This window comes from Microlunatus flavus, from assembly GCF_900110855.1.
GTDB classification, from domain to species: Bacteria; Actinomycetota; Actinomycetes; order Propionibacteriales; family Propionibacteriaceae; genus Microlunatus; species Microlunatus flavus.
The window spans coordinates 142411-165464 of sequence record NZ_FOFA01000009.1; the positions used below are offsets into that span (position 1 = coordinate 142411).

At 73.0% G+C, this 23054-nt stretch carries 20 protein-coding genes and 1 pseudogene; 7 read left to right on the forward strand and 14 right to left on the reverse strand.

The genetic code is table 11. The features are described from left to right. Window position 1 precedes the first annotated feature (1 nt). The 10 genes and pseudogenes from BMY04_RS18580 to BMY04_RS18625 form a co-directional block, all read right to left on the reverse strand. A complete protein-coding gene (locus BMY04_RS18580) occupies window positions 2-895 on the reverse strand; it encodes an NADH-quinone oxidoreductase subunit J (RefSeq protein WP_091184820.1) in 894 nt (297 codons plus the stop codon). Window positions 896-1052: 157 nt separating this feature from the next. Continuing rightward, window positions 1053-1718: an NADH-quinone oxidoreductase subunit NuoI gene (gene nuoI / locus BMY04_RS18585; protein WP_091184823.1), complete on the reverse strand. Its 666-nt coding sequence runs from the start codon at window positions 1716-1718 to the stop codon at window positions 1053-1055. After that, complete coding sequence (gene nuoH / locus BMY04_RS18590) at window positions 1718-3058, reverse strand: NADH-quinone oxidoreductase subunit NuoH (protein WP_170854216.1); 1341 nt, start codon at window positions 3056-3058, stop codon at window positions 1718-1720. The genes nuoI and nuoH overlap by 1 nt, the downstream gene beginning before the upstream one ends. Window positions 3059-3156: 98 nt before the next feature. After that, a pseudogene (locus tag BMY04_RS18595) lies at window positions 3157-5649 on the reverse strand (NADH-quinone oxidoreductase subunit G); the annotation flags it as partial. After that, entirely contained in the window at window positions 5646-6989 is a 1344-nt protein-coding gene (gene nuoF, locus BMY04_RS18600) for an NADH-quinone oxidoreductase subunit NuoF (RefSeq protein ID WP_408630468.1), read from the reverse strand. The pseudogene BMY04_RS18595 and the gene nuoF, both read right to left, overlap by 4 nt. Then, the gene (nuoE, locus tag BMY04_RS18605; protein WP_091185131.1) at window positions 6986-7735 is read right to left on the reverse strand and encodes an NADH-quinone oxidoreductase subunit NuoE; all 750 of its coding nucleotides are present in this window, start codon (window positions 7733-7735) and stop codon (window positions 6986-6988) included. Before nuoE ends, nuoF begins: the two co-directional genes overlap by 4 nt. A 68-nt stretch (window positions 7736-7803) precedes the next feature. Then, complete coding sequence (locus BMY04_RS18610) at window positions 7804-9210, reverse strand: NADH-quinone oxidoreductase subunit D (RefSeq protein ID WP_091184839.1); 1407 nt, start codon at window positions 9208-9210, stop codon at window positions 7804-7806. A 46-nt stretch (window positions 9211-9256) separates the two neighbouring features. Then, window positions 9257-10108 carry an NADH-quinone oxidoreductase subunit C gene (locus BMY04_RS23155; protein ID WP_091185133.1) on the reverse strand — a complete coding sequence of 284 codons (852 nt, stop codon included), beginning with the start codon at window positions 10106-10108 and terminating at the stop codon, window positions 9257-9259. A 59-nt stretch (window positions 10109-10167) separates the two neighbouring features. Then, the gene (locus tag BMY04_RS23160; protein WP_091184842.1) at window positions 10168-10722 is read right to left on the reverse strand and encodes a NuoB/complex I 20 kDa subunit family protein; all 555 of its coding nucleotides are present in this window, start codon (window positions 10720-10722) and stop codon (window positions 10168-10170) included. Between the two features lie 12 nt (window positions 10723-10734). After that, window positions 10735-11118: an NADH-quinone oxidoreductase subunit A gene (locus BMY04_RS18625; RefSeq protein ID WP_456299058.1), complete on the reverse strand. Its 384-nt coding sequence runs from the start codon at window positions 11116-11118 to the stop codon at window positions 10735-10737. A gap of 248 nt (window positions 11119-11366) precedes the next feature. Here BMY04_RS18625 and BMY04_RS18630 point away from each other — a divergent pair, with 248 nt between their 5' ends. From BMY04_RS18630 to BMY04_RS18640, 3 genes are all read left to right on the forward strand, one after another. Next, window positions 11367-12602 (forward strand): geranylgeranyl reductase family protein, encoded by a 1236-nt coding sequence (locus tag BMY04_RS18630; RefSeq protein WP_091184848.1) that lies wholly within the window; start codon window positions 11367-11369, stop codon window positions 12600-12602. A gap of 242 nt (window positions 12603-12844) precedes the next feature. Then, on the forward strand, window positions 12845-13468 hold the full coding sequence (locus tag BMY04_RS18635; protein ID WP_198410262.1) for a PadR family transcriptional regulator: 624 nt from the start codon (window positions 12845-12847) through the stop codon (window positions 13466-13468). Then, a complete protein-coding gene (locus BMY04_RS18640; RefSeq protein WP_091184852.1) occupies window positions 13461-15002 on the forward strand; it encodes an MFS transporter in 1542 nt (513 codons plus the stop codon). Before BMY04_RS18635 ends, BMY04_RS18640 begins: the two co-directional genes overlap by 8 nt. A 101-nt stretch (window positions 15003-15103) precedes the next feature. On the opposite strand, the gene mobA is transcribed toward BMY04_RS18640, so the two are convergent. Then, entirely contained in the window at window positions 15104-15673 is a 570-nt protein-coding gene (gene mobA / locus BMY04_RS18645) for a molybdenum cofactor guanylyltransferase (RefSeq protein WP_170854217.1), read from the reverse strand. A 2-nt stretch (window positions 15674-15675) separates the two neighbouring features. Then, a complete protein-coding gene (locus BMY04_RS18650; RefSeq protein WP_091184858.1) occupies window positions 15676-16947 on the reverse strand; it encodes an isochorismate synthase in 1272 nt (423 codons plus the stop codon). A gap of 104 nt (window positions 16948-17051) precedes the next feature. Between BMY04_RS18650 and BMY04_RS18655 the strand changes: the two genes are divergently transcribed. Continuing rightward, on the forward strand, window positions 17052-17918 hold the full coding sequence (locus BMY04_RS18655; RefSeq protein WP_091185140.1) for a class II fructose-bisphosphate aldolase: 867 nt from the start codon (window positions 17052-17054) through the stop codon (window positions 17916-17918). Between the two features lie 48 nt (window positions 17919-17966). Next, window positions 17967-18998, forward strand: coding sequence for a zinc-dependent alcohol dehydrogenase family protein (locus BMY04_RS18660; RefSeq protein ID WP_091184861.1), 1032 nt, complete (start codon window positions 17967-17969; stop codon window positions 18996-18998). A gap of 31 nt (window positions 18999-19029) precedes the next feature. Here BMY04_RS18660 and BMY04_RS18665 read toward each other — a convergent pair whose 3' ends face one another. Both BMY04_RS18665 and BMY04_RS18670 read right to left on the reverse strand, forming a co-directional pair. Next, window positions 19030-20712: a DUF6297 family protein gene (locus BMY04_RS18665; RefSeq protein WP_091184864.1), complete on the reverse strand. Its 1683-nt coding sequence runs from the start codon at window positions 20710-20712 to the stop codon at window positions 19030-19032. 7 nt (window positions 20713-20719) lie between these two features. After that, a complete protein-coding gene (locus BMY04_RS18670) occupies window positions 20720-21364 on the reverse strand; it encodes an ABC transporter ATP-binding protein (RefSeq protein WP_091184867.1) in 645 nt (214 codons plus the stop codon). Window positions 21365-21559: 195 nt separating this feature from the next. Between BMY04_RS18670 and sigK the strand changes: the two genes are divergently transcribed. Both sigK and BMY04_RS18680 read left to right on the forward strand, forming a co-directional pair. Further along, the gene (gene sigK / locus BMY04_RS18675) at window positions 21560-22210 is read left to right on the forward strand and encodes an ECF RNA polymerase sigma factor SigK (protein ID WP_091185143.1); all 651 of its coding nucleotides are present in this window, start codon (window positions 21560-21562) and stop codon (window positions 22208-22210) included. Then, window positions 22207-23052 (forward strand): anti-sigma factor, encoded by an 846-nt coding sequence (locus tag BMY04_RS18680; RefSeq protein WP_091185146.1) that lies wholly within the window; start codon window positions 22207-22209, stop codon window positions 23050-23052. The genes sigK and BMY04_RS18680 overlap by 4 nt, the downstream gene beginning before the upstream one ends. Window positions 23053-23054 lie beyond the last annotated feature (2 nt).

Sequence of the window (23054 nt, forward strand, 5' to 3'; positions counted from 1 at the left end):
CTCATTCCGTTCCGCCGTCGGGTTCGGCGCCGGGACCGGGCCGATCGCCGTGGTGCCGGTCCTCGGTGGGCACGAGGTCGGCCCGCCGGGTCAGGGCGGCACCGGGCTTGGTGACCTGCGGCAGCTCGCCGTCGCCCTGGAGCTCGGCGATCGTGCGCTGGATCGGGCGCACGAGGTCGCGCCGGTCGGGCTGGCCGCTGCGGTTGCGCAGCGTCGCGGACACCGACAGCTCGCTGAGCGTGCCGTCCGGCAGCAGCGCCGGCGTGTCCACTGCGTTGTGGCGCGCGTACACGCCGGGTGTCGGCAGCGGGCCGGGGTGCTGGCCGGTCTCGGCGTAGCGACGCATCCGCTCCCCCACCAGGTCGCCCTGCGTCTTGCGCTTGGTCAGCCGCTCGCGGTGCGCGAGCACCATCGCGCCGACCGCCGCGGTGATCAGCAGCGCCGACGTGGCCTCGAAGGCCACGACGTACTTGGTGAAGATCAGGTTCGCGAGGCCCTGCACGTTGCCGCCGTACGCCTGGTTGTCCGCGGCCAGGCCGATGTCGGGCCCGGTGACGGCGTTGCCGACGGCGAAGACCAGCAGCAGGCCGAAGCCGACGCCGGCGAGCACCGCGAGCGGGCGCTGGCCGCGGATCGTCTCCACCAGCGAGTCGGCCGCGTCGACGCCGACGAGCATCAGCACGAAGAGGAACAGCATGAGGATCGCGCCGGTGTAGACGATGATCTGCACCGCGAAGAGGAACGGCGCGTTGAGCGCGGCGTACTGCACGGCCAGAGAGATCATCACCGCGGCCAGGCAGAGCGCGGAGTGCACCGGCTTGCGCGACAGGATCATGCCGAGGGCCCCGAGCACCATGACGGGTGCGAGGAGCCAGAACGCGATCTGCGCGCCCATCAGTGACCCCCTCCGGACCTACGTCGGGGCCCGCCCGGCCCAGGCACGCACCTCGCGGCGTTCTCCTCGATCAAGGTGCGTCCAGCAGCTCTCACTCGTCGGCCTTGCGATGCACGTACCTGGACCACGCGGGCCGTCGACGTAGTTCCCTCGGCGGTCACCGGAGCCTCCCGTTGCTCTCGTTCGCCTGGACCGAGCTGACCTGGTCCTGCGGCTTCGGCTTGCCGCCGAGGTCCTTGTGCTTGCGCCGGTTCTCGTAGCCCTGGTTCACCGGCCGCGGCTCGAAGCCCGCGATCGACCCGGCCCGCTCGTCCGGCGTGCCCATGGCGGGCAGCCCGAGGAAGTAGACCTGCTCGTCGTCGCCCAGGCGGCGCGGGTGCGGCGGCTGCTCCATGCCGGGCAGCAGCGGCGCCAGCAGGTCGTCCTTGTCGTAGATCAGGTCCGTGCGGCTGTCGTCGGCCAGCTCGAACTCGTTCGTCATCGTGAGCGCCCGCGTCGGGCACGCCTCGATGCAGAGCCCGCACAGGATGCAGCGCAGGTAGTTGATCTGGTAGACGCGGCCGTAGCGCTCGCCCGGGGAGAAGCGCTCCTCCTCGGTGTTCTGCGCGCCCTCGACGTAGATCGCGTCGGCCGGGCAGGCCCACGCGCAGAGCTCGCAGCCCACGCACTTCTCGAGGCCGTCGGGCCAGCGGTTGAGCTGGTGCCGGCCGTGGAACCGCGGCGCGGTCACCTTCGGCTTGTTGGGGTACTCCTCCGTGAACGTCTTGCGGAACATCGTCCGGAACGTCACCCCGAAGCCCGCCACCGGGTCGAAGAGACCCATCAGGACCGCCCTTCCTCTGCGTCGTCGGGCAGCCGCTCACGCCGCGGCCCCGGTGGGCCGCTCTCCTGGCCACGGCCGTCGCCCTGCACCACCTGCGCCAGCTCGGGCAGGACCTGGTCGCCCTGCGGCGGCACGGGGTACCCGCCGGCGTACGCGTCGAACTCGGCCTCGGGCTCCGGCTCGGCCTTCTCCTCGCCCTTCGTGAAGAAGGTCGCCGCCAGCAGGATCACCACGACGACGCCGAGCGCACCGAGCAGGAAGCCGCGGTTCACGCGCAGGGCGGCGATGAGGACGATCCAGACCAGCGAGACCGGGATGAGCCACTTCCAGCCGAAGCGCATGAACTGGTCGTAGCGCAGCCTCGGCAGCGTGCCGCGCAGCCACACGAAGACGAAGAGCAGCACGAGCATCTTCACCAGGAACCAGACGATGCCGAGGTAGCCGGCGTCGGCGCCCGGGATCAGGTTGAACGGGAAGATCGCGTGCCAGCCGCCCAGGAACAGCGTGGTGGCCAGGGCGGACACGGTGATCATGTTCATGTACTCGGCCATGAAGAACATGGCGAAGCGCATCGAGGAGTACTCGGTGTGGAAGCCACCGACGAGCTCGCCCTCGGCCTCCGGCAGGTCGAAGGGGGCGCGGTTGGTCTCGCCGACCATCGAGATCAGGTAGATGACGAACGAGGGGAGCAGCTGCAGGCAGAACCAGATCGGCATCTGCTGGCCGAAGAGGTTCACCCGCGGCACGGCCTGCGCGGCCACGATCTCCGAGGTCGACAGCGAGCCGGCGTAGAGGAACACCCCGACCAGCGCGAGGCCCATCGCGACCTCGTAGCTGATCACCTGCGCGCTCGAGCGCAGCGAGCCGAGCAGCGCGTACGTCGAGCCAGAGGACCAGCCGGCGAGGACGATCCCGTACACGCCGATCGAGGCGAGCGCGACGATGAACAGCACCGAGACCGGGAGGTCGGTGACCTGCAGCGGCGTGGTGCGGTCGGTGAACGGCACCTTGACGATGCCGCCGACGGGGATCACGGCGATCGCGACGACCGCGGGGATGGCGGAGACGAACGGGGCGAGCGTGAAGACGACGCGCTCGGCGGCCTTCGGGGTGAAGTCCTCCTTGAACATCAGCTTCATGCCGTCGGCCAGCGACTGCAGCGAGCCGAAGGGACCGTTCATCGTCGGGCCCTTGCGGTGCTGCATGACGCCGACGACCTTGCGCTCGTAGACGATCGCGAAGAGCGTCAGCACCATCAGCAGGACGAAGGCCAGGACCGCCTTGATCAGCACGAGCCACCAGGGGTCGTTGAAGAACGGCGTGAGGTCCAACGGGCTCACGATGCGGCCTCTCTTCCGGTGTCGCCGTCGCGGCGGTGCGCGCGGCCCTCGCCCTGGTCGTCCACGGCGGGGTCGGTGATCGGGTCCGTCGGCATCGCGCGGCGCGGGGCGGCCTCGACGACGTGCGGCTCGACCGTCACCGCGACCAGGTCGCCGGGGAGCACCGCGAGGTGCTCGGCGACCGACCGGCCCGGCGCCTTGGCCGGCACCCAGACCGCGCCGTCGACCATGCCGGGCTCGACCACGAGCGGCAGGGTGAGCTCGCCACGGTCGTTCGTCAGGGTCACATCGGCCTCAACCAGGCCGTCGGCCCCCACCTCGACGCCGTGCGCGGCGGCGGTCGCGGGACTCAGCCGGGCTACGGCCGGCCGGGCCGTCGCGGCCAGGTACGGCTCGTTGGCCAGCGCGCGGCTGTCGTCGAGGCCCATCCGCCAGGTCGCCACGACGAGCTCGTCGCGCCCGGGACGGGCCGGCTCGCCGGGACCGAAGGCGGGCACGGCGGCGCGCGCGCCCTCCCAGGGACCGAGCTCGTCCAGCTCGGCGAGCGCGGCCTCCGGCTTGCGGAAGCCGAGCGGCCGGCCGAGCGCGTCGGCCAGGGCGGCGAGCACCCGCAGGTCGGACATCGCGTTGGGGGCGTCGAGGACCGCGGGGAACGGACGACGCCGGCCCTCCCAGTCGACGAACGTCCCGCTCCGCTCGGTCATCAGCGACACCGGCAGGACCACGTCGGCCCGCTCGGTGACCAGCGACGCGCGGGTCTCCAGGCTGACGACGAACCGGGCCCGCTCGAGGCCGTCCAGCGACGCGGCCGGGTCGGCGAGGTCGGTGGGGTCGACGCCGCCGACGACGAGGGCGGCGAGCTCGCCGTCCGCGGCCGAGACGAGCATCTCGTCGCCGTCGGAACCCTCGTGGCGCGGCATCGAGCCGATCCCCCAGGTGGAGGCGACGTCGACGCGGGCCGACGGGTCGGCGACGGGACGTCCGCCGGGCAGGAGGTTGGGCAGGCAGCCGGCCTCGACCGCACCGCGGTCGCCGGCCCGGCGGGGCACCCAGGCCACGCGGGCACCCGTCCGGTCGGCCAGCCGCAGGACCGCGCTGAGCGTCCCGGACAGGCCGGCCGCGCGCTCGCCGACGAGGAGCACCGAGCCGGCGTCGAGCGCCACGCCGGTGGCGGCGGACCAGGAGTCGAGCCAGGCCGCCTCCGCACCGGGCACCGTCGGCACCAGCGTCGTCCCCGCCTTCGCCGCGCCGCGGCTGCGGTAGGGGGCGAGGGTCCAGGAGGCCAGGCCCTGCTTGCGCCACGCCTTGCGCAGGCGCAGGAAGATGGCGCCGGCCTCCTCCTCGGGCTCGAGGCAGACGAGCAGCACCGACGACGCCGTCTCGAGGTCGCCGTACGTGACGCCGCGCCCGGTCCCCGCGACCGCGGCGGCCAGGAAGTCGGCCTCCTCCGCGCTGTGCGGGCGGGCGCGGAAGTCGATCGAGTTCGTGCCGAGGACCCCGCGCGCGAACTTGCTGTAGGCGTACGCGTCCTCGAGCGTGAGCCGGCCGCCCACCAGGACGCCGACCTTCTCGCCGCGGGTGCCCGCGACGGCCTTCTCCAGCCCCTCGGCGGCGACGTCGAGCGCCTCCGGCCAGGACGCCGGGCGCAGCACGCCGTCCTCACGGACGAGGGGCCTGGTCAGCCGGTCCTCGCCGCGGCCGTACGCGAAGGCGAAGCGGTCCTTGTCGGTGATCCACTCCTCGTTGACCTCGGGGTCGTCCCCGGCCTGGCGACGCATGACCTTGCCGCGCCGGTGGTCGACCCGGATCGCCGAGCCGCACGCGTCGTGCTCGGAGACCGACGGGGTGGAGACGAGGTCGAAGGGACGCGAGCGGAAGCGGTACTCCGCGCTCGTCAGCGCGCCGACCGGGCAGATCTGGATGGTGTTGCCCGAGAAGTAGGACTGGAACGGCTCGCGCTCGTAGATGCCGACCTGCTGCAGCGCGCCGCGCTCGATGAGGCTAATGAAGGGGTCGCCCGCGACCTGCTCGGAGAAGCGGGTGCAACGCGCGCAGAGCACGCAGCGCTCGCGGTCGAGCAGGACGTTCGCCGAGATCGCCACCGGCTTGGGGTAGGTCCGTTTGACGTCGGTGAAGCGGCTCTCGCCGTAGCCGTTGCTCATCGCCTGGTTCTGCAGCGGGCACTCCCCGCCCTTGTCGCAGATCGGGCAGTCGAGCGGGTGGTTGATCAGCAGGAACTCCATGTTCCCGTGCTGCGCCTTGTCCGCCACCGGCGAGCTCACCTGGGTCTTGACGACCATGCCCTGCGCGACCTCGAGCGTGCAGGAGGCCTGCGGCTTGGGGATCCCGCGGCCGTTGCCGGCGTCGGGCACCTCGACCAGGCACTGCCGGCAGGCGCCGACCGGGTCGAGCAGCGGGTGGTCGCAGAAGCGCGGGATCGCGACGCCGATCAGCTCGGCGGCACGGATCACGAGGGTGCCCTTGGGCACGGACACCTCGACGTCGTCGATGGTGAGGGTGACGAGGTCCTCGCGCGCGGCGAGCCGGCCGGTGTCCGTCGAGCCCGTCGACGGCTTGGCGGTGACGGTCATGCCTGCGCTCCTGCCGGCTCGCGCACGAAGACGGTGCTGCGCTCGTACGGGAACAGCTCCCAGGCCGGGGTGTGCATCCCCTGCTCGAACTCGTCGCGGAAGTACTTGATCGCCGAGCTGATCGGGGACGTCGCGCCGTCGCCGAGAGCGCAGAACGAGCGGCCGAGGATGTTCTCGCACAGGTCGAGCAGCTTGTCGATGTCGCCCTCCTGGCCCTGGCCGGCCTCGAGCCGGTGCAGGATCTGGACGAGCCACCAGGTGCCCTCGCGGCACGGCGTGCACTTGCCGCACGACTCGTGCTTGTAGAACTCCGTCCAGCGCAGCACGACCCGGACGACCGAGGTCGTCTCGTCGAAGCACTGCAGCGCCTTGGTGCCGAGCATCGACTTCTGCGCGGCGACGCCCTCGTAGTCGAGCGGGACGTCGAGGTGCTCGGGCATGAGGATCGGCGTCGAAGAGCCGCCCGGCGTCCAGAACTTCAGCTCGTGGCCCTCGCGGATGCCGCCGGCCAGGCCGAGCAGCTCGCGCAGCGTGATCCCCAGCGGCGCCTCGAACTGGCCCGGGTTGGTGACGTGGCCCGAGAGCGAGTAGATGGTCATGCCCTTGGACTTCTCGGTCCCCATCGAGGAGAACCAGGCCGCGCCGTTGCGGATGATGCTGGGCACCGACGCGATCGACTCGACGTTGTTGATCACCGTCGGGCTCGCGTACAGGCCGGCGACGGCGGGGAACGGCGGGCGCAGCCGCGGCTGGCCCCGGCGACCCTCGAGCGAGTCGAGCAGCGCGGTCTCCTCGCCGCAGATGTACGCACCCGCGCCGGCGTGGACGATGATCTCGAGGTCGTAGCCGGTGCCGAGCACGTTCGGGCCGCAGTAGCCCGCCGAGTACGCCTCGCGCACCGCCTGCTGGAGGCGCCGCACCACGTGCAGGACCTCGCCGCGGACGTAGATGAAGGCGGTGTTCGCGCGGATCGCGTACGCGGAGATGATCACGCCCTCGACCAGGGTGTGCGGCGAGGCCATCATCAGCGGGATGTCCTTGCACGTGCCCGGCTCGGACTCGTCGGCGTTGACCACGAGGTACTTGGGCTTGGGGTTGTCCTGCGGGATGAAGGACCACTTCATGCCCGTCGGGAAGCCGGCGCCGCCGCGCCCGCGGAGCCCCGAGTCCTTGACCACCGAGACGACCTCGGACGGTTCCATCTGCAGGGCGGTGCGCAGGGCCGAGTAGCCGCCGCGGCGCTCGTAGTTGCCGATCTTCCAGGCGCGCTCGTCGCCCCAGTTCGCGGTGAGGACGGGGGTCAGCACCGCCTGCCCTGAGCTTGTCGAAGGGTCGGTCACTTCGCCTCCTCGGCGGAGTCGTCTCCGGTCGTGCGGAAGTCGTTTGGGTCCGGCGCGCTCCAGCCGCGCTCGGCGGCGACGCGCAGCCCGAGCTGCGAGGTGGGGCCGGAGGTGACGCCCTCGTCCGCGCGGCCGTCCGGGAAGCCGGCGAGCACCCGCTCGGCCTGCTGCCAGGTGACGACGCGGGCCCCGCGGGTGGCGGTGACCTCCTCGCCGGCGCGCAGCGCGTCGACGATCTCGCAGGCGCGCCGCGGCGTGGTCTGGTCGAAGAACTCCCAGTTGACCATCATCACCGGCGCCATGTCGCAGGCCGCGTTGCACTCGAGGTGCTCGAGCGTGACCGCCCCGTCCTCGGTGGTCTCGTCGTTGCCGATGCCGAGGTGGTCCTGCAGCCGGGCGTAGACCTCGTCGCCGCCCATCACCGCGCAGAGCGAGGTGGTGCAGACGCCGACGTGGTACTTCCCGACCGGACGCCGCTTGTACATCGTGTAGAAGGTCGCGACGCCCGAGACGTCGGCTGTCGTCAGGCCGAGGATCTCGGCGCACGCCTCGATGCCCGCCGGCGTCACCCGGCCCTCGACGCTCTGCACGAGGTGGAGCATCGGCAGCAGGGCCGAGCGCGGCTGCGGGTAGCGGGCCGCGATGCTCGCAAGCTCCTCGCGCACGCCGTCGTCGATCAGGGTGTCGGTCACCGCGTAGTCGAGGCTGGGCTCGTCGAAGTACGACTTCATCTCGCCGTGCCCCATGGGCTCCTCGGTGTTGCCACCGACGTGCCGGCCGGCGGCGCCGGGACGCGGTTCCAAGAGCTCGGGCACTAGCGGTCCACCCCTCCCATGACGGGGTCGAGGCTGGCCACGGCCACCACGACGTCGGAGACCATCGAGCCCTCGCAGAGGGCGGGCATGGCCTGCAGGTTGGAGAAGCTCGGGTCGCGGAAGTGCGCCCGGAACGGCCGCGTCCCGCCGTCGCTGACCACGTGCGCGCCGAGCTCGCCGCGCGGGGACTCGACCGGCACGTACGCCTGGCCCGGCGGCACCCGGAAGCCCTCGGTGACGAGCTTGAAGTGGTGGATCAGGGCCTCCATGGACTGGCCCATGATGTGGCGGATGTGCTCGTTGGAGTTGCCCATGCCGTCGCTGCCGACGGCCAGCTGCGCCGGCCAGGCGATCTTGTTGTCGGCGACCATGACGGGCTGGCCCTCGGTGCGCTCGAGCCGCTCGACGCACTGCTCGACGATCTTGAGGCTCTCCCACATCTCGTTGACGCGGATGCGGAACCGTCCGTACGCGTCCGGGGTGTCCCACGTCTGCACGTCGAAGTCGTAGGTCTCGTAGCCGCAGTAGGGCTGCTTCTTGCGCAGGTCCCAGTCGTAGCCGGTGGCGCGCAGCGGCGGGCCGGTGACGCCGAGCGCGAGGCAGCCGGCGAGGTCGAGCTCGCCGACGCCGACGAGGCGGCCCTTGAAGATCGGGTTCTCGTTGCAGAAGGCGGCGTACTCGGGCAGGTGCTTGCGCATCCACGCGACGAGGTCCTTGACCTTCGCCAGGCCGCCCTGGGGCAGGTCCTGCGCGACGCCGCCGGGGCGGATGTACGCGTGGTTCATGCGCAGGCCGGTGATCGCCTCGAAGACGTCGAGGACCATCTCCCGCTCGCGGAAGCCGATGGTCATCACGGTCAGCGCGCCGATCTCCATGCCGCCGGTGGCGAGGCACACGAGGTGGGAGGAGATGCGGTTGAGCTCGAGCATCATCACGCGGATGACGCTGGCCCGCTCGGGGATCTGGTCCTCGATGTCCAGCAGCCGCTCGACGCCGAGGCAGTAGCTCGTCTCCTGGCTGAAGGGCGAGAGGTAGTCCATCCGGGTGCAGAACGTGACGCCCTGCGTCCAGGAGCGGAACTCCATGTTCTTCTCGATGCCGGTGTGGAGGTAGCCGATGCCGCAGCGGGCCTCGGTGACCGACTCCCCCTCCATCTCGAGGATGAGGCGGAGCACGCCGTGGGTGGACGGGTGCTGCGGGCCCATGTTGACGACGATGCGCTCGTCGCCGCGCTCGGCCTGGTCGTCGGCGATCGTGTCCCAGTCCTGGCCGGTGACCGTGTAGACGTGGCCCTCGGCGGCGCCCGGGCCCTCGCCGGGACCGGCCTGGAACGGGTCCTCGACCGCCTCGGCGGGGTCGAACTGGGCCTTGCCCTCGGCGAAGGGCCCTGTGGTGGTCGCGCTCATGTGTAGCTACCCTCCTCGCCGGAGTGGCTGGAAGTCGCTCCGCTCCTCATGAATATGTCCTGCGCTGGTCCGGCGGCGGCACGGAGGCACCGTGGTACTCCACGTCGATGCCGCCGAGCGGGTAGTCCTTGCGCTGCGGGTGCCCGGGCCAGTCGTCGGGCATCAGGATGCGCGTCAGAGCGGGATGGCCGTCGAAGACGATCCCGAACATGTCGTACGTCTCGCGCTCGTGCCAGTCGGCGCCCGGGTAGGTGGGCACGACCGACGGGATGTGCGGGTCGGCGTCGGGGACGCTGACCTCGAGCCGGATGCGGCGGTTGTAGGTCATCGACTGCAGGTGGTAGACCGCGTGCAGCTCGCGCCCGGCGTCGCCCGGGTAGTGCACGCCGGACACGCTGCTGCAGAACTCGAAGCGCAGGTGCGGGTCGTCGCGCAGGTGCCGCGCCAGCGTCGCGAGCTGGGAGCGCACCACGTGGAAGGTGATCTCGCCGCGGTGCACGACGACCTTCTCGATGATGTCGCTCGAGTTGGGCGAGAGCGCCGTCATGCGCTCGTGGACCTCGTCCCACCAGCCCCCGTACGGCGGCTGGCCGGCGGCCGGGAAGTCGATGACCCGCGACAGGCCGCCGTAGCCGGAGGTGTCGCCGCTGCCCTTGACGCCGAACATGCCGTGCTGGACGCGGAGCACCTCGGTGTCGCGCTGGGTGGTCGCGACCGCGGTCTCGCCCTGCTCGACCTGCTCGGTCTCCGCCCGGTCCTCGGCGGCGTCGGTCGAGGCCGTGCTGACGGGCGTGGCCGAACCGGTCTTCGAGCCGGCCTCGGTGCCGCGGTCGGGCGCGGACTCCCCCTCCGGGACGGCGCCCTTGACGGGGGCGTTCGCGTCGGACTCGCCCGTCACCTTCTCCGCCTGGGCGGCGTCGGAGGTCGCCTTGGCGTTGTCGGCGTTGGTCGGTCCGCTCACCGCAGCAGGCCCGTCCGCTCGAGGTTCGCGGGCGCCTCGAGCGCACGCTGCTCGGCCTCCTCGGCGGCCTCGACCGCGTGGTGGCCGACCGGGGTGTGGCGGACCTTGTCGCGCAGCTTGAACATCGCGTCGATGAGCATCTCCGGGCGCGGCGGGCACCCGGGCAGGTACATGTCGACCGGCACGACGTGGTCGACGCCCTGGACGATCGCGTAGTTGTTGAACATCCCACCCGTGCTCGCGCACACGCCCATCGCCAGGACCCACTTCGGGTTGGGCATCTGGTCGTAGATCTGGCGCAGGACCGGCGCCATCTTCTGGCTCACCCGGCCCGCGACGATCATCAGGTCGGCCTGGCGCGGCGAGGCGCGGAAGACCTCCTGGCCCCAGCGCCCGGAGTCGTAGCGGGGCGCGCCGTACGTCATCATCTCGATCGCGCAGCAGGCCAGGCCGAACGTCGCCGGCCAGAAGGACGCGCTGCGCATGTAGCCGAAGATGTTCTCGACGCTGGTCAGCAGCACGCCGGTCGGCAGCTGTTCCTCGACACCCATGTCAGTTCTCCCCTAATCCCACTCGAGCCCGCCGCGGCGGAGCACGTAGAAGTACGCGACGAAGACGGTGACGATGAACAGCACCATCTCGACCAGCGCGAACGTCCCCATCAGGTCGAAGCTCACGGCCCACGGGTAGAGGAAGACGATCTCGATGTCGAAGACGATGAAGAGCATCGCGGTGATGTAGTACTTCACCGGGAACCGGCCGCCGCCGACCGGCTGCGGCGTGGGCTCGATGCCGCACTCGTAGGAGTCGTACTTGGCCCGGTTGTAGCGGCTCGGTCCGACCAGCAGGCTCGTGATGATCGTGACGGCCACGAAGCCCGTCGAGATGATCAGCAGGATGACGATGCCGAGGTAGCCGCTCACGGGCGCACCTCCGTCCACGGGCACGGCGTCGCCACGCCCTTCGGGGCGGTCAGAACGGCCACGTTCCCTCCTGCGCTGGAGTCCCGGACAGGTGCTCGTGAATTTCTTCACGAAGTCCGCAGACACCATACGACTCCTCGTGCGCGGCGCAAACAGCGCCACGACCAGGGGAAACGGTCTGAATTACGCAACGCGTACCGTGCGAAAAGCAACGGCGGCCGGGCCGTCGGGCTGGGGGCGGCTGGCACACTTCCTGCCGTGGTGGGAGTCCGGTGAGCGAGCGCTCGCTCAGGGCCGAGGTGCTGGTCGTCGGCGCCGGGCCGGCGGGTTCGTCGGCCGCGGCCTGGGCCGCCCGGCGGGGCCTGGACGTGCTCCTGGCCGACGCCGCCCACTTCCCGCGCGACAAGGCCTGCGGCGACGGCCTGACGCCGCGCGCCATGGCCGAGCTCGACCGCCTGGGGCTCGGCGCCTGGGCGCGGGAGCGCGTGACCAACCGCGGGCTGCGGGCGCACGGGTTCGGCCAGGTGCTCGAGCTGCCCTGGCCCGGCGGGCACCTGCCCGACCACGGGTCGGCCGTGCCGCGCACCGAGCTCGACGACCGCGTACGGCAGGTGGCCGAGTCCTCCGGCGCCCGGATGCTGCTCGGCGCCCGGGCCGTGGACGTCGTCCGGGAGGGCGACCGCGTCGGCGCCGTCGTCCTCGACACCGCGGACGGCCGCGTCGAGGTCCGCTGCCGCTGGCTCGTCGTCGCCGACGGCGTCCGTTCGCCGCTCGGGCGGCTGCTCGGACGGAGCTGGCACCGCGAGACCGCGTACGGGGTCGCCGCGCGCGGGTACGTCGACACGGGCCGTGACGACGAGTGGATCTCCTCGCACCTCGAGCTGCGCGGCGAGCAGGGCGAGCTGCTGTCGGGCTACGGCTGGCTGTTCCCGCTCGGGGCGGGACGGATGAACGTCGGCGTCGGCACCCTCGCCACCGCCCGCCGGCCGGCGAACGTCTCCCTCAAGCCGCTGATGCGCTACTACGCGGACTCGCGGCGCGAGGAGTTCGCGCTGGAGGGCGACGTACGCGAGCCGTCGTCGGCGCTGCTGCCCATGGGCGGCGCGGTGAGCGGGGTCGCGGGGCCGAACTGGCTGCTGGTAGGCGACGCCGCCGCCTGCGTGAACCCGCTCAACGGCGAGGGCATCGACTACGGGCTCGAGACGGGACGGTTCGCGGCCGACCTCATCGGTGCCGGCGGCGACCTCGAGCGGGCCTGGCCGGCGCTGCTGCGGCGGCACTACGGGACCTCGTTCGCCATCGCCCGTCGGCTGGCCGGCCTCATCACCGTGCCCGGCCTGCTCAGCACGCTGGGCCCGGTCGGGATGCGCTCGCGGGTCCTCATGACCGTGGCGCTGCGGGTGATGGGCAACCTGGTCACCGAGGAGGACCGCGACCTCGTGGCGCGGACCTGGCGCACGGCCGGGCGGGTCACGGTCGCGTTCGAGGACCGCCCGCCCTTCTCCTGAGGGCCCTGCAGACGTGACGAGAGTCAGCGACTGCCTGCTCGGGGGTTCAGGTAGCCGCTGACTCTCGACCCCTTCATCGCCGGCCGGGTCGCGGTCGTTACACCTCGCACTGGTTTTTCCCGCTCGACGGCCACGGAGGCCCCTGTGGGACTCCGTCGGGCCGTCGAGTGGGCGAGAAGCGGCGAGCTCCCGTCTTCGGTGCTCGGTTGCTCAGGACCGACTACTCGTGCGAGAGTACTTGCGTGTCCTCCATCCGGCTGTACATCCTCGACGCGCTCGCGCGCCGCGGGGACATGCACGGCCACCAGCTGCGGCTGCTGGCCGAGCAGGAGCACGTGCACCTGTGGACCGACTTCTCCGTCGGGGCGCTGTACGGCGCGCTGAAGCGGCTCGCGGCCGAGGGCCTGCTGGCCGAGGTCCGCACCGAGCGTGAGGGCGGCTACCCCGAACGGCAGGTGTACGGCATCACCGACGCCGGCCGGGCCGTGCTGGGCGAGCTGCACCGCCAGCACCTCGAGCAGGTGGCCTTCAAGCCCGACCCCTTCGACCTGGCGCTCAGCCGCCCGGACCCGACGCGGCTCGACGACCTGTCCGACGCGCTCGAGGTGCGCCTGAGCACCCTGCGCCGCCTGCTCGCGGACACCGAGCACCAGAACGCCCGCGCGAAGCCGTACCTCTCCCTCGGCGAGACCCACGCCCTCCTGCACCGCGAGCACCGGCTGCGCGCCGAGCTCGCCTGGCACGAGGAGCTGGCCGCCGCCCTGCCCGACGTCGTCGCCGACGAACGGGCCCGGGCACTGACGCCCGAACCCCTGCCCACCGCTCCACCCGCGAAGACGCTCAACCAGAAGGACCCGCATGACTGAGCACACCGCCGCCCGCGCGGCGACCACCGTCCCGGGCGGCCCGCCGCCCGTCACCGTCCCCCGCGAGGCCTGGCGCGCGCTGATCGTGCTGCTGGCGGGCATGTTCATCGCCCTGCTCGACACCACGATCGTCAACGTCGCGCTGCCGACCATCCGGACGAGCCTCGACGCCTCCGAGGCGACGCTGTCGTGGATCATCTCCGGCTACGCGCTGGCCTTCGGCCTGGCGCTGATCCCGGCCGGCCGGGTCGGGGACCGCATCGGCCACAAGTGGGTGTTCTTCACCGGCATCGCCCTCTTCACGATCGCCAGCGCGGCCTGCGGTCTGGCGCAGTCCGACACCCAGCTCGTCGTCTTCCGCGTCGTGCAGGGCCTGGCCGGCGGCATCTTCGTGCCCGCCGTGACCGCCTTCATCCAGCTGCTGTTCCCGGGCCGGGCGCGCGGCAAGGCCTTCGCCGTGATGGGCGCCGTCATCGGCGTCTCGTCCGCGCTCGGCCCGATCGTCGGCGGCCTGATCATCCAGGCCTTCGGCGAGACGAGCGGCTGGCGCCTGGTCTTCGGCGTCAACCTGCCGATCGGCGTCGCCACCCTCGTCGCCGCCGCGCTGCTGCTCCCGAAGCGCTCGAGCGACCAGCCGGTCGTCCGGGCGGGCATCGACTGGCTCGGCCTGGTGCTCCTCACCGTCGGCCTCGTCGCCGTGCTCGTCCCCCTCATCGAGGGCCAGGACAAGGGCTGGCCGACGTGGACGTACGTCACCCTCGCAGCCGGCGTCGTCGTGCTCGTGCTCTTCGCCCTGTGGGAGGTCGCGTACACCCGCCGTGGCGCGAGCCCGCTGGTGCCGCCGCACCTGTTCAGCCACGCCTCGTTCACCGGCGGCGTCGTGCTGGCGCTGGTCTACTTCGCCGCGTTCACGAGCATCTTCTTCACCCTGTCGATCCTGTGGCAGAGCGGGCTCGGCCACACCGCGCTCGAGTCGGGCGTCGTCTCGATCCCCTTCGCGATCGGCAGCATCATCGCGTCGTCCCAGAGCAACCAGCTGGCCCAGCGCCTCGGCCGTACGGTCCTCGTGGTCGGCACTGCCCTGGTCACCGTCGGCCTGGTCTGGGTGTGGCTGCTGCTGCGCTCGGCCGACCCGGCGACCCTCACCCACTGGGACCTGCTGCTGCCGCTGTTCATCGCGGGCCTCGGGAACGGGGCGTTCATCGCCCCGAACGCGCAGTTCATCATCGCGACGGTCGACCGTTCCGAGGCCGGCGCCGCGAGCGGCGTGGTCTCGACGGTGCAGCGGGTCGGCAGCGCCGTGGGCATCGCGATCATCGGCAGCGTGTTCTTCGGCTCCCTGGTCATCACAGGTCCCGACACGGTCGCCACGGGCTTCACCTCCGCGGCGGGCGACGCCATGGGCGTGAGCGCCGCGTTCAGCGTCGTGGCCCTGCTCCTGGTGTTCGTCCTGCCGAAGCGCACGGGCGGACCGGCCGCGCCGACGCCGCGCCGGGCGGCGCCCGAGACCGAGGTGGCCCAGACCACCGCGTGACACCGTCACCGGCACGCCGACCTCGTGGAACGCGTGCTGGGCGTCCGTCGGTACTTCCTGCCGGCGCGGCCTGAACAAGATTGGAGCGGATCCGGCCGCGACTACGCGGTCGGATCCGCTCCGATCTCCGCAAGGTCCGTCGGGACGTCGACGTCGCGCAGGGCCGCGGCACCCACGAGGACCCGGACGGGCGCCAGCGGTTGCAGCAGACGCCGCGGGGACAGCCCCGCACCGTCCCCCGCCGCCTCCAGGAACCGTGCCCCGCCGGTGCGCGTGAGCGCGAGCTGCAGCGGGAACACCTGACCGTCGGCGCCCACGGCCACCGCCAGGTCGGCCGGGTCGAGGGCGTCGAGCAGGAGCCGTACGCCGGCGCCGGCCGCCGGGGCGTCGCCCGGCAGGGTCACGACCCGCTCGGCGCCCGCGTCGAGGGCTGCGCGGATCCCGGCGACGAGCCCGGCCGCCGGCCCGCCGCCCGGAGGTTCCTCGCGCACGAGCGTGACCTCACGGCCGACGTCCCGGGGAGGCCCTACGACCACGACCGGCAGCTCCGGCGGCAGCGAGTCGAGCGTCGTGGCCAGCAGCGTCCGGCCGTCGAGGTCGGCGGCGAGCTTGTCGCGGCCGAACCGTCGCGACTCCCCGCCGGCGAGGACGACGGCGACGGTGCGCGACACCGTCAGCGCCGGGTGGTGAGCGCGCCGATCATCGGCGCGAGCTTGGCCTGCGCCTCGGCCCACTCGGCGTCCGGGTCGGAGCCGGCGACGATGCCGCAGCCCGCGAAGAGCCGGATCGTGCGCGGGTCGGTCTCGTCGAGGATGCCGCAGCGCAGGGCGATCGCCCACTCCCCCGCACCGCTCGCGTCGGTCCAGCCGACCGGGCCGGCGTAGCGCGCGCGGTCGAGGTGCTCGAGCTCGGCGATGAGGCCGCGCGCGACGTCGGTCGGGGTGCCGCAGACGGCCGCGCTCGGGTGCAGGGCCGCAGCGAGGCTGAGCGAGGTGACGCCCGGCGCGACGGCGGCGGTGACGTCGCTGGCCAGGTGGAGCACGTTCGGCAGCTCGAGCACGTACGGCGTCTCCGGGACGTTCAGCGCGGAGCAGAAGGGCTCGAGGGCCGCGGCGACCGAGGCGACGGCGTACTCGTGCTCCTCGAGGTCCTTGCTCGAGCGGGTCAGCGCGTCGGCCCGGGCGAGGTCCGTCCGACCGTCGCCGGTGCGCTGGATCGTGCCGGCCAGGACCCGCGAGGTGGCGAGGCCCGCCTCGAGGCGGACCAGCATCTCCGGGGTCGCGCCGACGATGCCGTCGACGAGGTAGGTCCAGCAGCGCGGGTAGGTCTCGCTGAGCCGGCCCACGAGCCACCGGGGGTCGAGGTCGGCGTCGGCCCGGGCGACGAGGTCGCGGGCGAGCACGACCTTGTCGAGCTGACCGGCGGTGATGGAGCCGACGGCCCGGGACACGGCGGCGCGCCACTGCTCCGACGTCAGCGAACCGCCCTCGAAGCGCACGCCCTCCGGCGCCGGCGGGACGGGCGTCGCGCACGGGACCGGTCGCTGCTCGTCGGCCTCGACGCCGATCTCGGTCAGCCAGGCGCGCCCGTTGCGGCGGCCCAGGACCGTGCGCGGCACCACGAGGCCCGAGCTCGCCGAGGTGTTGTCCGGGTCGAAGACGAAGCTGCCGAACGCCACCAGGCCGCTGCCCGGGACGGCGCCGTCCAGCTCGGTCTCCTCGTCGCAGGACGCCACGAGGGTGGTCCACCACTCCTCGGCGTCGGCCGGGGAGGCGGCCTTGTGCCGCACGACCTCGCCCCACGCGACCATGCCGTCGCCGCCGCGGATCCACGCCAGGGCGTCGGTCTCGGGCAGCAGCGCCACCAGCGGTCCGGGGTCAGGGACCACGACGGTGCGCACCCGCAGTCGCGGGGGCACCAGGGTCACCCCGGCGGGGCTGCTCACACGTCCAGGGTAGTGCTCGGCCTAGGGTGGTGAGTCGTGACGAACCCCACGGCACCAGGTGACGTCGAGCGCATCCAGCGGTGCTCCTCCGTCCGGAGCGGCCGGTGAGCCTCGTCAGCACCCGCGCCCTGCTCGACGACGCGTACGCGCGGGGGACGGGCGTCGCCGCCCTGAACGTGATCACGCTCGAGCAGGCCGAGGGCACGGTCCTCGGGGCCGAGCAGGCCGGGCTCCCGGTCATCCTCCAGGTCAGCCAGAACGCCGCGAAGTTCCACCTCGACGACCCGGCTCCCCTGGCCGCGGCCCTCGCCGCGCTGGCCCGGGCCAGCCTCGTCGACGTCTCGCTGCACCTCGACCACGTGACCCGCACCGACCTGCTGCACCGCACGGCGGAGTGCGGCTTCAGCTCGGTGATGTTCGACGCGGGCCCGCTGCCCTACGAGGAGAACGTCGCCACCACCCGCGAGGCCGCGGCCTGGGGCCACGAGCACGGCCTGCTCGTCGAGGCCGAGCTCGGCTACGTCGGCGGCAAGGCCAGCCAGGTCGAGTCCGCGCACGGCGACGGCGTCCGCACCGACCCCGACCAGGCGCGCGAGTACGTCGCGGAGACCGGCGTGGACGCCCTCGCCGTCGCCGTCGGCAGCAAGCACGCGATGACGAGCGCGGAGGCCGAGCTCGACCTCGACCTGGTCGCCCGGCTGCGCGCGGCCGTCGACGTGCCGCTCGTCCTGCACGGTTCGTCCGGCGTGCCGCAGCCGACGATCGCCGCCGCCATCCGCGCCGGGATCACCAAGGTCAACATCGGCACGATCACCACCATCGCCTTCACCCGGCCGATCCGGGCCAAGCTCGCCGACCTGCCCGCGCTCAACGACCCGCGGCAGTACCTGGAGCCGGCCCGCAAGGCCGTCAGCGGGGTCGTCGCCGAGATGGTCGCGACCGTCGGCCTCGCCGGCACCCGCTCGTCCTGACAGCCCCACCCGAACCCTCCCGAACCACCAGAAGAGAGCGAGCCACCCGTGCGCGGCGTCTACCTGCCCGGCCACTCCGACGTCGACATCCGCGAGGTGCCCGACCCCCAGCCCGGTCCCGGGCAGGTGCTGCTGGCCATGAAGGCGTCGACGATCTGCGGCTCCGACATCCGCGCCATCTACCGCGAGCACCTCCAGGGCGACCCGGCGGAGATGTACCAGGACGTGGTGGCGGGCCACGAACCCGCCGGCGAGGTCGTCGCGGTCGGCCCGGACCCCGTCCGGCTCAAGGTCGGCGACCGGGTCTGCGTCTACCACATCAGCGGCTGCGGCCAGTGCGACGACTGCGTCCGCGGCTACCAGATCAGCTGCTCCTCCCCGCGCCGGGCCGCGTACGGCTGGCAGCGCGACGGCGGGCACGCCGACCTGATCCTGGCCGAGGAGCGCGACTGCGTCGTGCTGCCCGACTTCGTGACGTTCATGGACGGCGCCTGCGTCGCCTGCGGCTTCGGGACCGCGTACGAGGGGCTGCTGCGGGCGGGCGTGAGCGGGCGCGACAGCCTGGCCGTCGTCGGGCTCGGACCGGTCGGCCTGGCCGCGGGGCTGCTCGGCGGCAAGCTCGGGGCCGTCCCGCGCGTGGGCGTCGACCCGAGCCCGGAACGGCGCGCCCTGGCCCTCGAGCTGGGCGCCGTCGACACCGCGTACGCGCCCGACGAGGCGAACGGGGCGCTCGAGCTCCTGGGGGCCGGCGCGCACGTCGCCATCGACTGCTCGGGCAGCGAGCCCGGTCGCGCCACGGCGATCAGCCTGCTGCGGGCGCGCGGCCGGATGGTGCTCGTCGGCGAGGGCAACGGGATGACCGTGCCCGAGGTCAGCCCGACGCTGATCCACCCCTCGATCCAGATCATCGGGTCGTGGGTGACGAGCCTGGAGCACATGCGCGAGCTGGTCGAGCGGCTCCCGGTGTGGGACCTGCACCCCGAGGTGGTCGTCACCGACCGCTTCGGCATCGACGACGCAGACGCCGCCTACCAGCTCGCGGCCGAGGGCCGGGCGGGCAAGGTCGCCCTGGTCCCGTGACGCGGGAGGCGCAGGCGCCGACGGTCCGCCGTCAGCGCTTGCGCTGGCGCGACAGCGTCGCCTGCGCCTCGCGCTCGCGCTTCTGCAGGTCGAGCTGGCGCTGCGCCTCCTTCTGGCGGGCCTGCATCGACTCGGCGTCGAAGGAGTTGAAGAGCACGATCGCGGTGATCGCGGAGATCGCCAGCGACCAGACCGGCGAGAAGCCGAGCAGCATCGGCGCGGTCGCGAGCAGGCAGACGTCGAAGCCCCGGAAGAGGTTTGTGACCAGGCCCGGCGGAAGCGCACCGGCCTGGGTCGACACCATCGGCTTGCTGAAGTCGACGCCCTTGGCCTGCGTCCAACGGATCGCGGCGAGCAGGCCGGCCGCGGCGGTCGCCACCGCCATCAGCGACGCGTCGCCGAACGGACGGCTCACCGAACCGCCCGCCACGCCGACGAACGCCGGCCCGACGAGCACGGCCCAGACGGCGGCGAGGATGGCGGGCGCCGTCACCACGGCGAGCTTGATCTGCGGCGTCGAGAAGGGCAGGCAGCGCGCGAGGCCGCCGGTACGGGTCAGGACGCGCAGCCCGTTGAGCATGGGCACCGTCGCGCCGAACAGCGCCAGCGCGCCGAACACCGGCGTCACCGCACTCATCCCCAGGGCCTCGGACGCGTAGGGGACGACGAGGGTCCCGGCCCAGGCGATCAGCGGCTGGGGGAAGCGGCGCAGCCGCTGCCACTCGCGCCACGTCAGGGCCTGCAGCCCCTCGCCGTGACCGCGCTTGGGCGTGACGTGCCCGATCTCCATGGTGCGGCGCTGCACGACGATGTCGCGCGCCAGGCCGACGTCGAGGGCGAAGAAGGCGCCGGAGATCCCCTTGACCAGGGAACCGCCGCTGACCAGGCGCGTACGCCGGATCGACGAGAGCCGCCGGGCGGCCAGCGCCGTGGCCACGAGGAGCAGGACGACGGCGATCCCCGCGACGACCGTGCCGATCTCGGTGCCGAGCGTGGTGGACAGCCGCAGGGTGAACCAGTTGGCGGCCACGCCGACCACGCCGAGCAGCGCGACGACGCCGAGCAGGCCGAAGACGAAGGACGCCGCGCGGCTGAGCCGGTGCCGCTCGTGGCCCTGCTGGGCGGCGGCGGCGGCCACCGCGGCGGACGCGGAGAGCCCGGTGGCGACGGCCCAGACGGCCGACTCGAGCCCGGTCGAGCCGGTGAGCAGCGAGATGAGGCCGCCGATCAGGGCGCCGCCCACGAGCGCGCCGGCGAGGGCCGCCACGAGCCGGGGCCGCAGCAGGCGGGACCGCGAGATCGGCGCGTCGAGCAGCCAGAAGCCCTCCGCGGCGGACGCGAGCACGGGACCGAACAGCCGCGCCACCGCCAGCGCCGTGGCGACGGCGGCGAGCACCGCCGCCCAGGGCAGCAGGGCGCGGGCCGACAGGCAGGAGGCGCTGTCGCACGCGGCCACGACCCGCTGGGCCTTGAGGATGACGTTGACCGTCATGGCCCCGATCATCAGCGCGGCGATGACCGCGACGTACGCGTCGCTCAGGGCCTGGCCGACGTTGCGCGTGGCGCGTCCGCGGCGCCAGTCCTTCATCAGCCCGCGCAGCTCGCGCGGGGACGCGGCGGGCAGCACCTGGACCGGTGTCGGGTCGACGGCGTCGGTCCCGTCCGGGCCGTGGGAGTCGTCGGAGGGCACCGAGGGCACGGAGGCGGTGCTCATGCCGCGCTCATCCGCGCGGCGCCCCGAGCGTGACGACGCGGGTCGCGACGCTCTCCACCAGGGTCGGCTCGTGGCTGGCGAAGACGATCGCCAGGCCCTGCTGGCGCTCGGCCTGGAGCCGGCGCGACAGCCAGCCCACGCCCTCGGTGTCGAGGCGCTGCTCGGGCTCGTCGAGGATCAGGAGCCGGCGCGGGCGGACGAACGCGGTGGCCAGCGCCAGGCGGCGGCGCTGACCGGAGGACAGCGTGCCGGGCAGCTGACCCGACTGCGGCACGAGCTGCACCTCCTCGAGCACCTCGTCGACCTGCGCGTCGGGGTCGGTGATGCCGTGGGCGCGGGCCAGCAGGTCGAGGTGCTCCACGACCGACAGGTCGGGGAAGAAGTCGAGGTCGTCGATCACCGTCGCGACGTCGCGGCGGACCTGCGGGTTGGTCTCCGACATCGGGTTGCCGCAGACCTCGATCGTGCCGTCGTCGGGCCGGTCGGCGCCGACCAGGCAGCGCAGCAGGGTCGACTTGCCCGCGCCGTTGCGCCCGGTCAGCGCGATCGCCTCGCCCGCGCGCACCTCGAGGTTGAACTTGTCGAAGATGGTGTTCGGGCCGAAGGCACGGCGCAGCCCGGACACCTTGAGCACGGTCGCGCGTTTGGCCACCGGAGAAGTGTGCCTCACCGCGGGCGTCGACCAATCCCTCTGCACAGCGCCTCCGAACCACCCTCGACGAGCCGGACGAGGTGCCCGGTCGTGCGCCCTGGAGCAGAGCCCGGAGAAAAGAGGTGGAGCGTGTCCGCACTGCTGGTCGCCCCGCCGCTCCGCCTCACCCGGGTGCGCAGCAGGTACGGTCACCGGATGGACCCCCAGGCCGTGCCCGCCGAGCCGGCGCGGTCCGGCCCGACGGTCGACGCGGCCGGGGACGCGGCGCAGGCCCAGCAGCGCGCCCAGCGCGCGCAGGAGGCCGCGCGGCTGGTCACCCTGCTGCACGAGGTCGCCGCCGGGGACGCCGACGCGTTCGCCCGCCTCTACGACGCGACCTCGACGCGAACGTTCGGCGTGGTGTGGCGGGTGCTCCGGTCGAGCGACCACGCCGCCGAGGTGACCCAGGAGGTCTACACCGAGGTGTGGCGCCAGGCCGCGCGCTTCGACGCGAGCAAGGGCTCGGTGAGCGCCTGGATCACGACGATGGCCCACCGCCGCGCGATCGACCGGGTGCGTGCCGTGACCAGCGAGGTCGCCCGGGACGAGCACTACGCCCTCACCGAGGTCGGCCGCGAGGTCGACCACGTCTGGGAGGACGTGTCCGAGCATCTCGACGCCGAACGCGTACGGGACGGGCTCGCCCGGCTGAGCGCCGTCCAGCGCGAGGCGCTGACGCTGGCCTACTTCGGCGGGCTGACCCAGAGCCAGGTCGCCGAGCGCCTGCGGCTGCCCCTCGGCACGGTCAAGACACGCATGCGCGACGGGCTCGCGAGCCTGCGCAAGGTCCTGGTGGTGGAGCCGTGAGCGACCACGACGACGCCGCCGCGTACGCCCTCGACGCCCTCGACGCGGCCGAGCGCGCACAGTTCGAGGAGCACCTGGCCGGGTGCGCGCAGTGCCGGGACGAGGTCGCCGAGCTGCACGAGGCCGCGGCCGCCCTGGTGCTCGCCGAGCCGGTCCCGCTCCCGCCGCCGTCGCTGCGGGCCTCGGTCCTCGACGCGATCACCGGCGTCGAGCAGCTGCCGCCGCTGGCCGCCCCCACCGCCACGGGCTCCGTCCCGAGCGCCTTCCCCGCCGCCCCCGCCGTGGCCGCCGCGACCTCCGCGGCTCCTCGCCGCGCGCTGGAGCCGGTCGCCGACCCGGTGGTCGACGAGCTGGCCCTGCGCCGCGCGAGCCGCCGCGCCCGCGCGCTGTCCGTGCTCGTCGCGGCCGTGACGGTCGTCGCGCTCGCGCTCGGCTTCACCGTGTGGGGGCTGGTGCGCCAGCAGGAGCCGCCGGTGGCCGGGCCGGCCCCGACCGTGACGGTCCCTCAGGTCGACCCGTCGCTGCTGGCCGCACCCGACGCCCGGATCTACGCCACCACGGTCAACGGGGCCGCCGCGTCCTTCGTGGTCTCCAAGAGCCTGAACCGCGCCGCCTTCGTGAGCAGCGACCTGCCCTCGGCCGGCGCCGGGAACGTGTTCCACCTGTGGACCCTCAAGGGCAAGACGGTGCGACCGGACGCGGTCTTCTCCACCAGCGGCCAGACCGCGGCGGAGTTCACCGGCCCGGTCGACGACTCCACCAACCTGGCGATCAACGTCGAGCCGGCCGGTACGTCGCCGCAGACCCCGACCACCCCGGTCCTGGGGATCGTCGAGATCTGACC

What these genes read in the sequence shown, in the direction of transcription:
- BMY04_RS18610 (WP_091184839.1), bottom strand. Translation starts at nt 9,210, where the DNA reads ATGAGCGCGACCACCACAGGGCCCTTCGCCGAGGGCAAGGCCCAGTTC.
- BMY04_RS18665 (WP_091184864.1), bottom strand. Translation starts at nt 20,712, where the DNA reads ATGAGCACCGCCTCCGTGCCCTCGGTGCCCTCCGACGACTCCCACGGC.
- nuoE (WP_091185131.1), bottom strand. Translation starts at nt 7,735, where the DNA reads ATGGGGCACGGCGAGATGAAGTCGTACTTCGACGAGCCCAGCCTCGAC.
- BMY04_RS23160 (WP_091184842.1), bottom strand. Translation starts at nt 10,722, where the DNA reads ATGGGTGTCGAGGAACAGCTGCCGACCGGCGTGCTGCTGACCAGCGTC.
- BMY04_RS18580 (WP_091184820.1), bottom strand. Translation starts at nt 895, where the DNA reads ATGGGCGCGCAGATCGCGTTCTGGCTCCTCGCACCCGTCATGGTGCTC.
- nuoI (WP_091184823.1), bottom strand. Translation starts at nt 1,718, where the DNA reads ATGGGTCTCTTCGACCCGGTGGCGGGCTTCGGGGTGACGTTCCGGACG.
- sigK (WP_091185143.1), top strand. Translation starts at nt 21,560, where the DNA reads ATGGACCCCCAGGCCGTGCCCGCCGAGCCGGCGCGGTCCGGCCCGACG.
- BMY04_RS18640 (WP_091184852.1), top strand. Translation starts at nt 13,461, where the DNA reads ATGACTGAGCACACCGCCGCCCGCGCGGCGACCACCGTCCCGGGCGGC.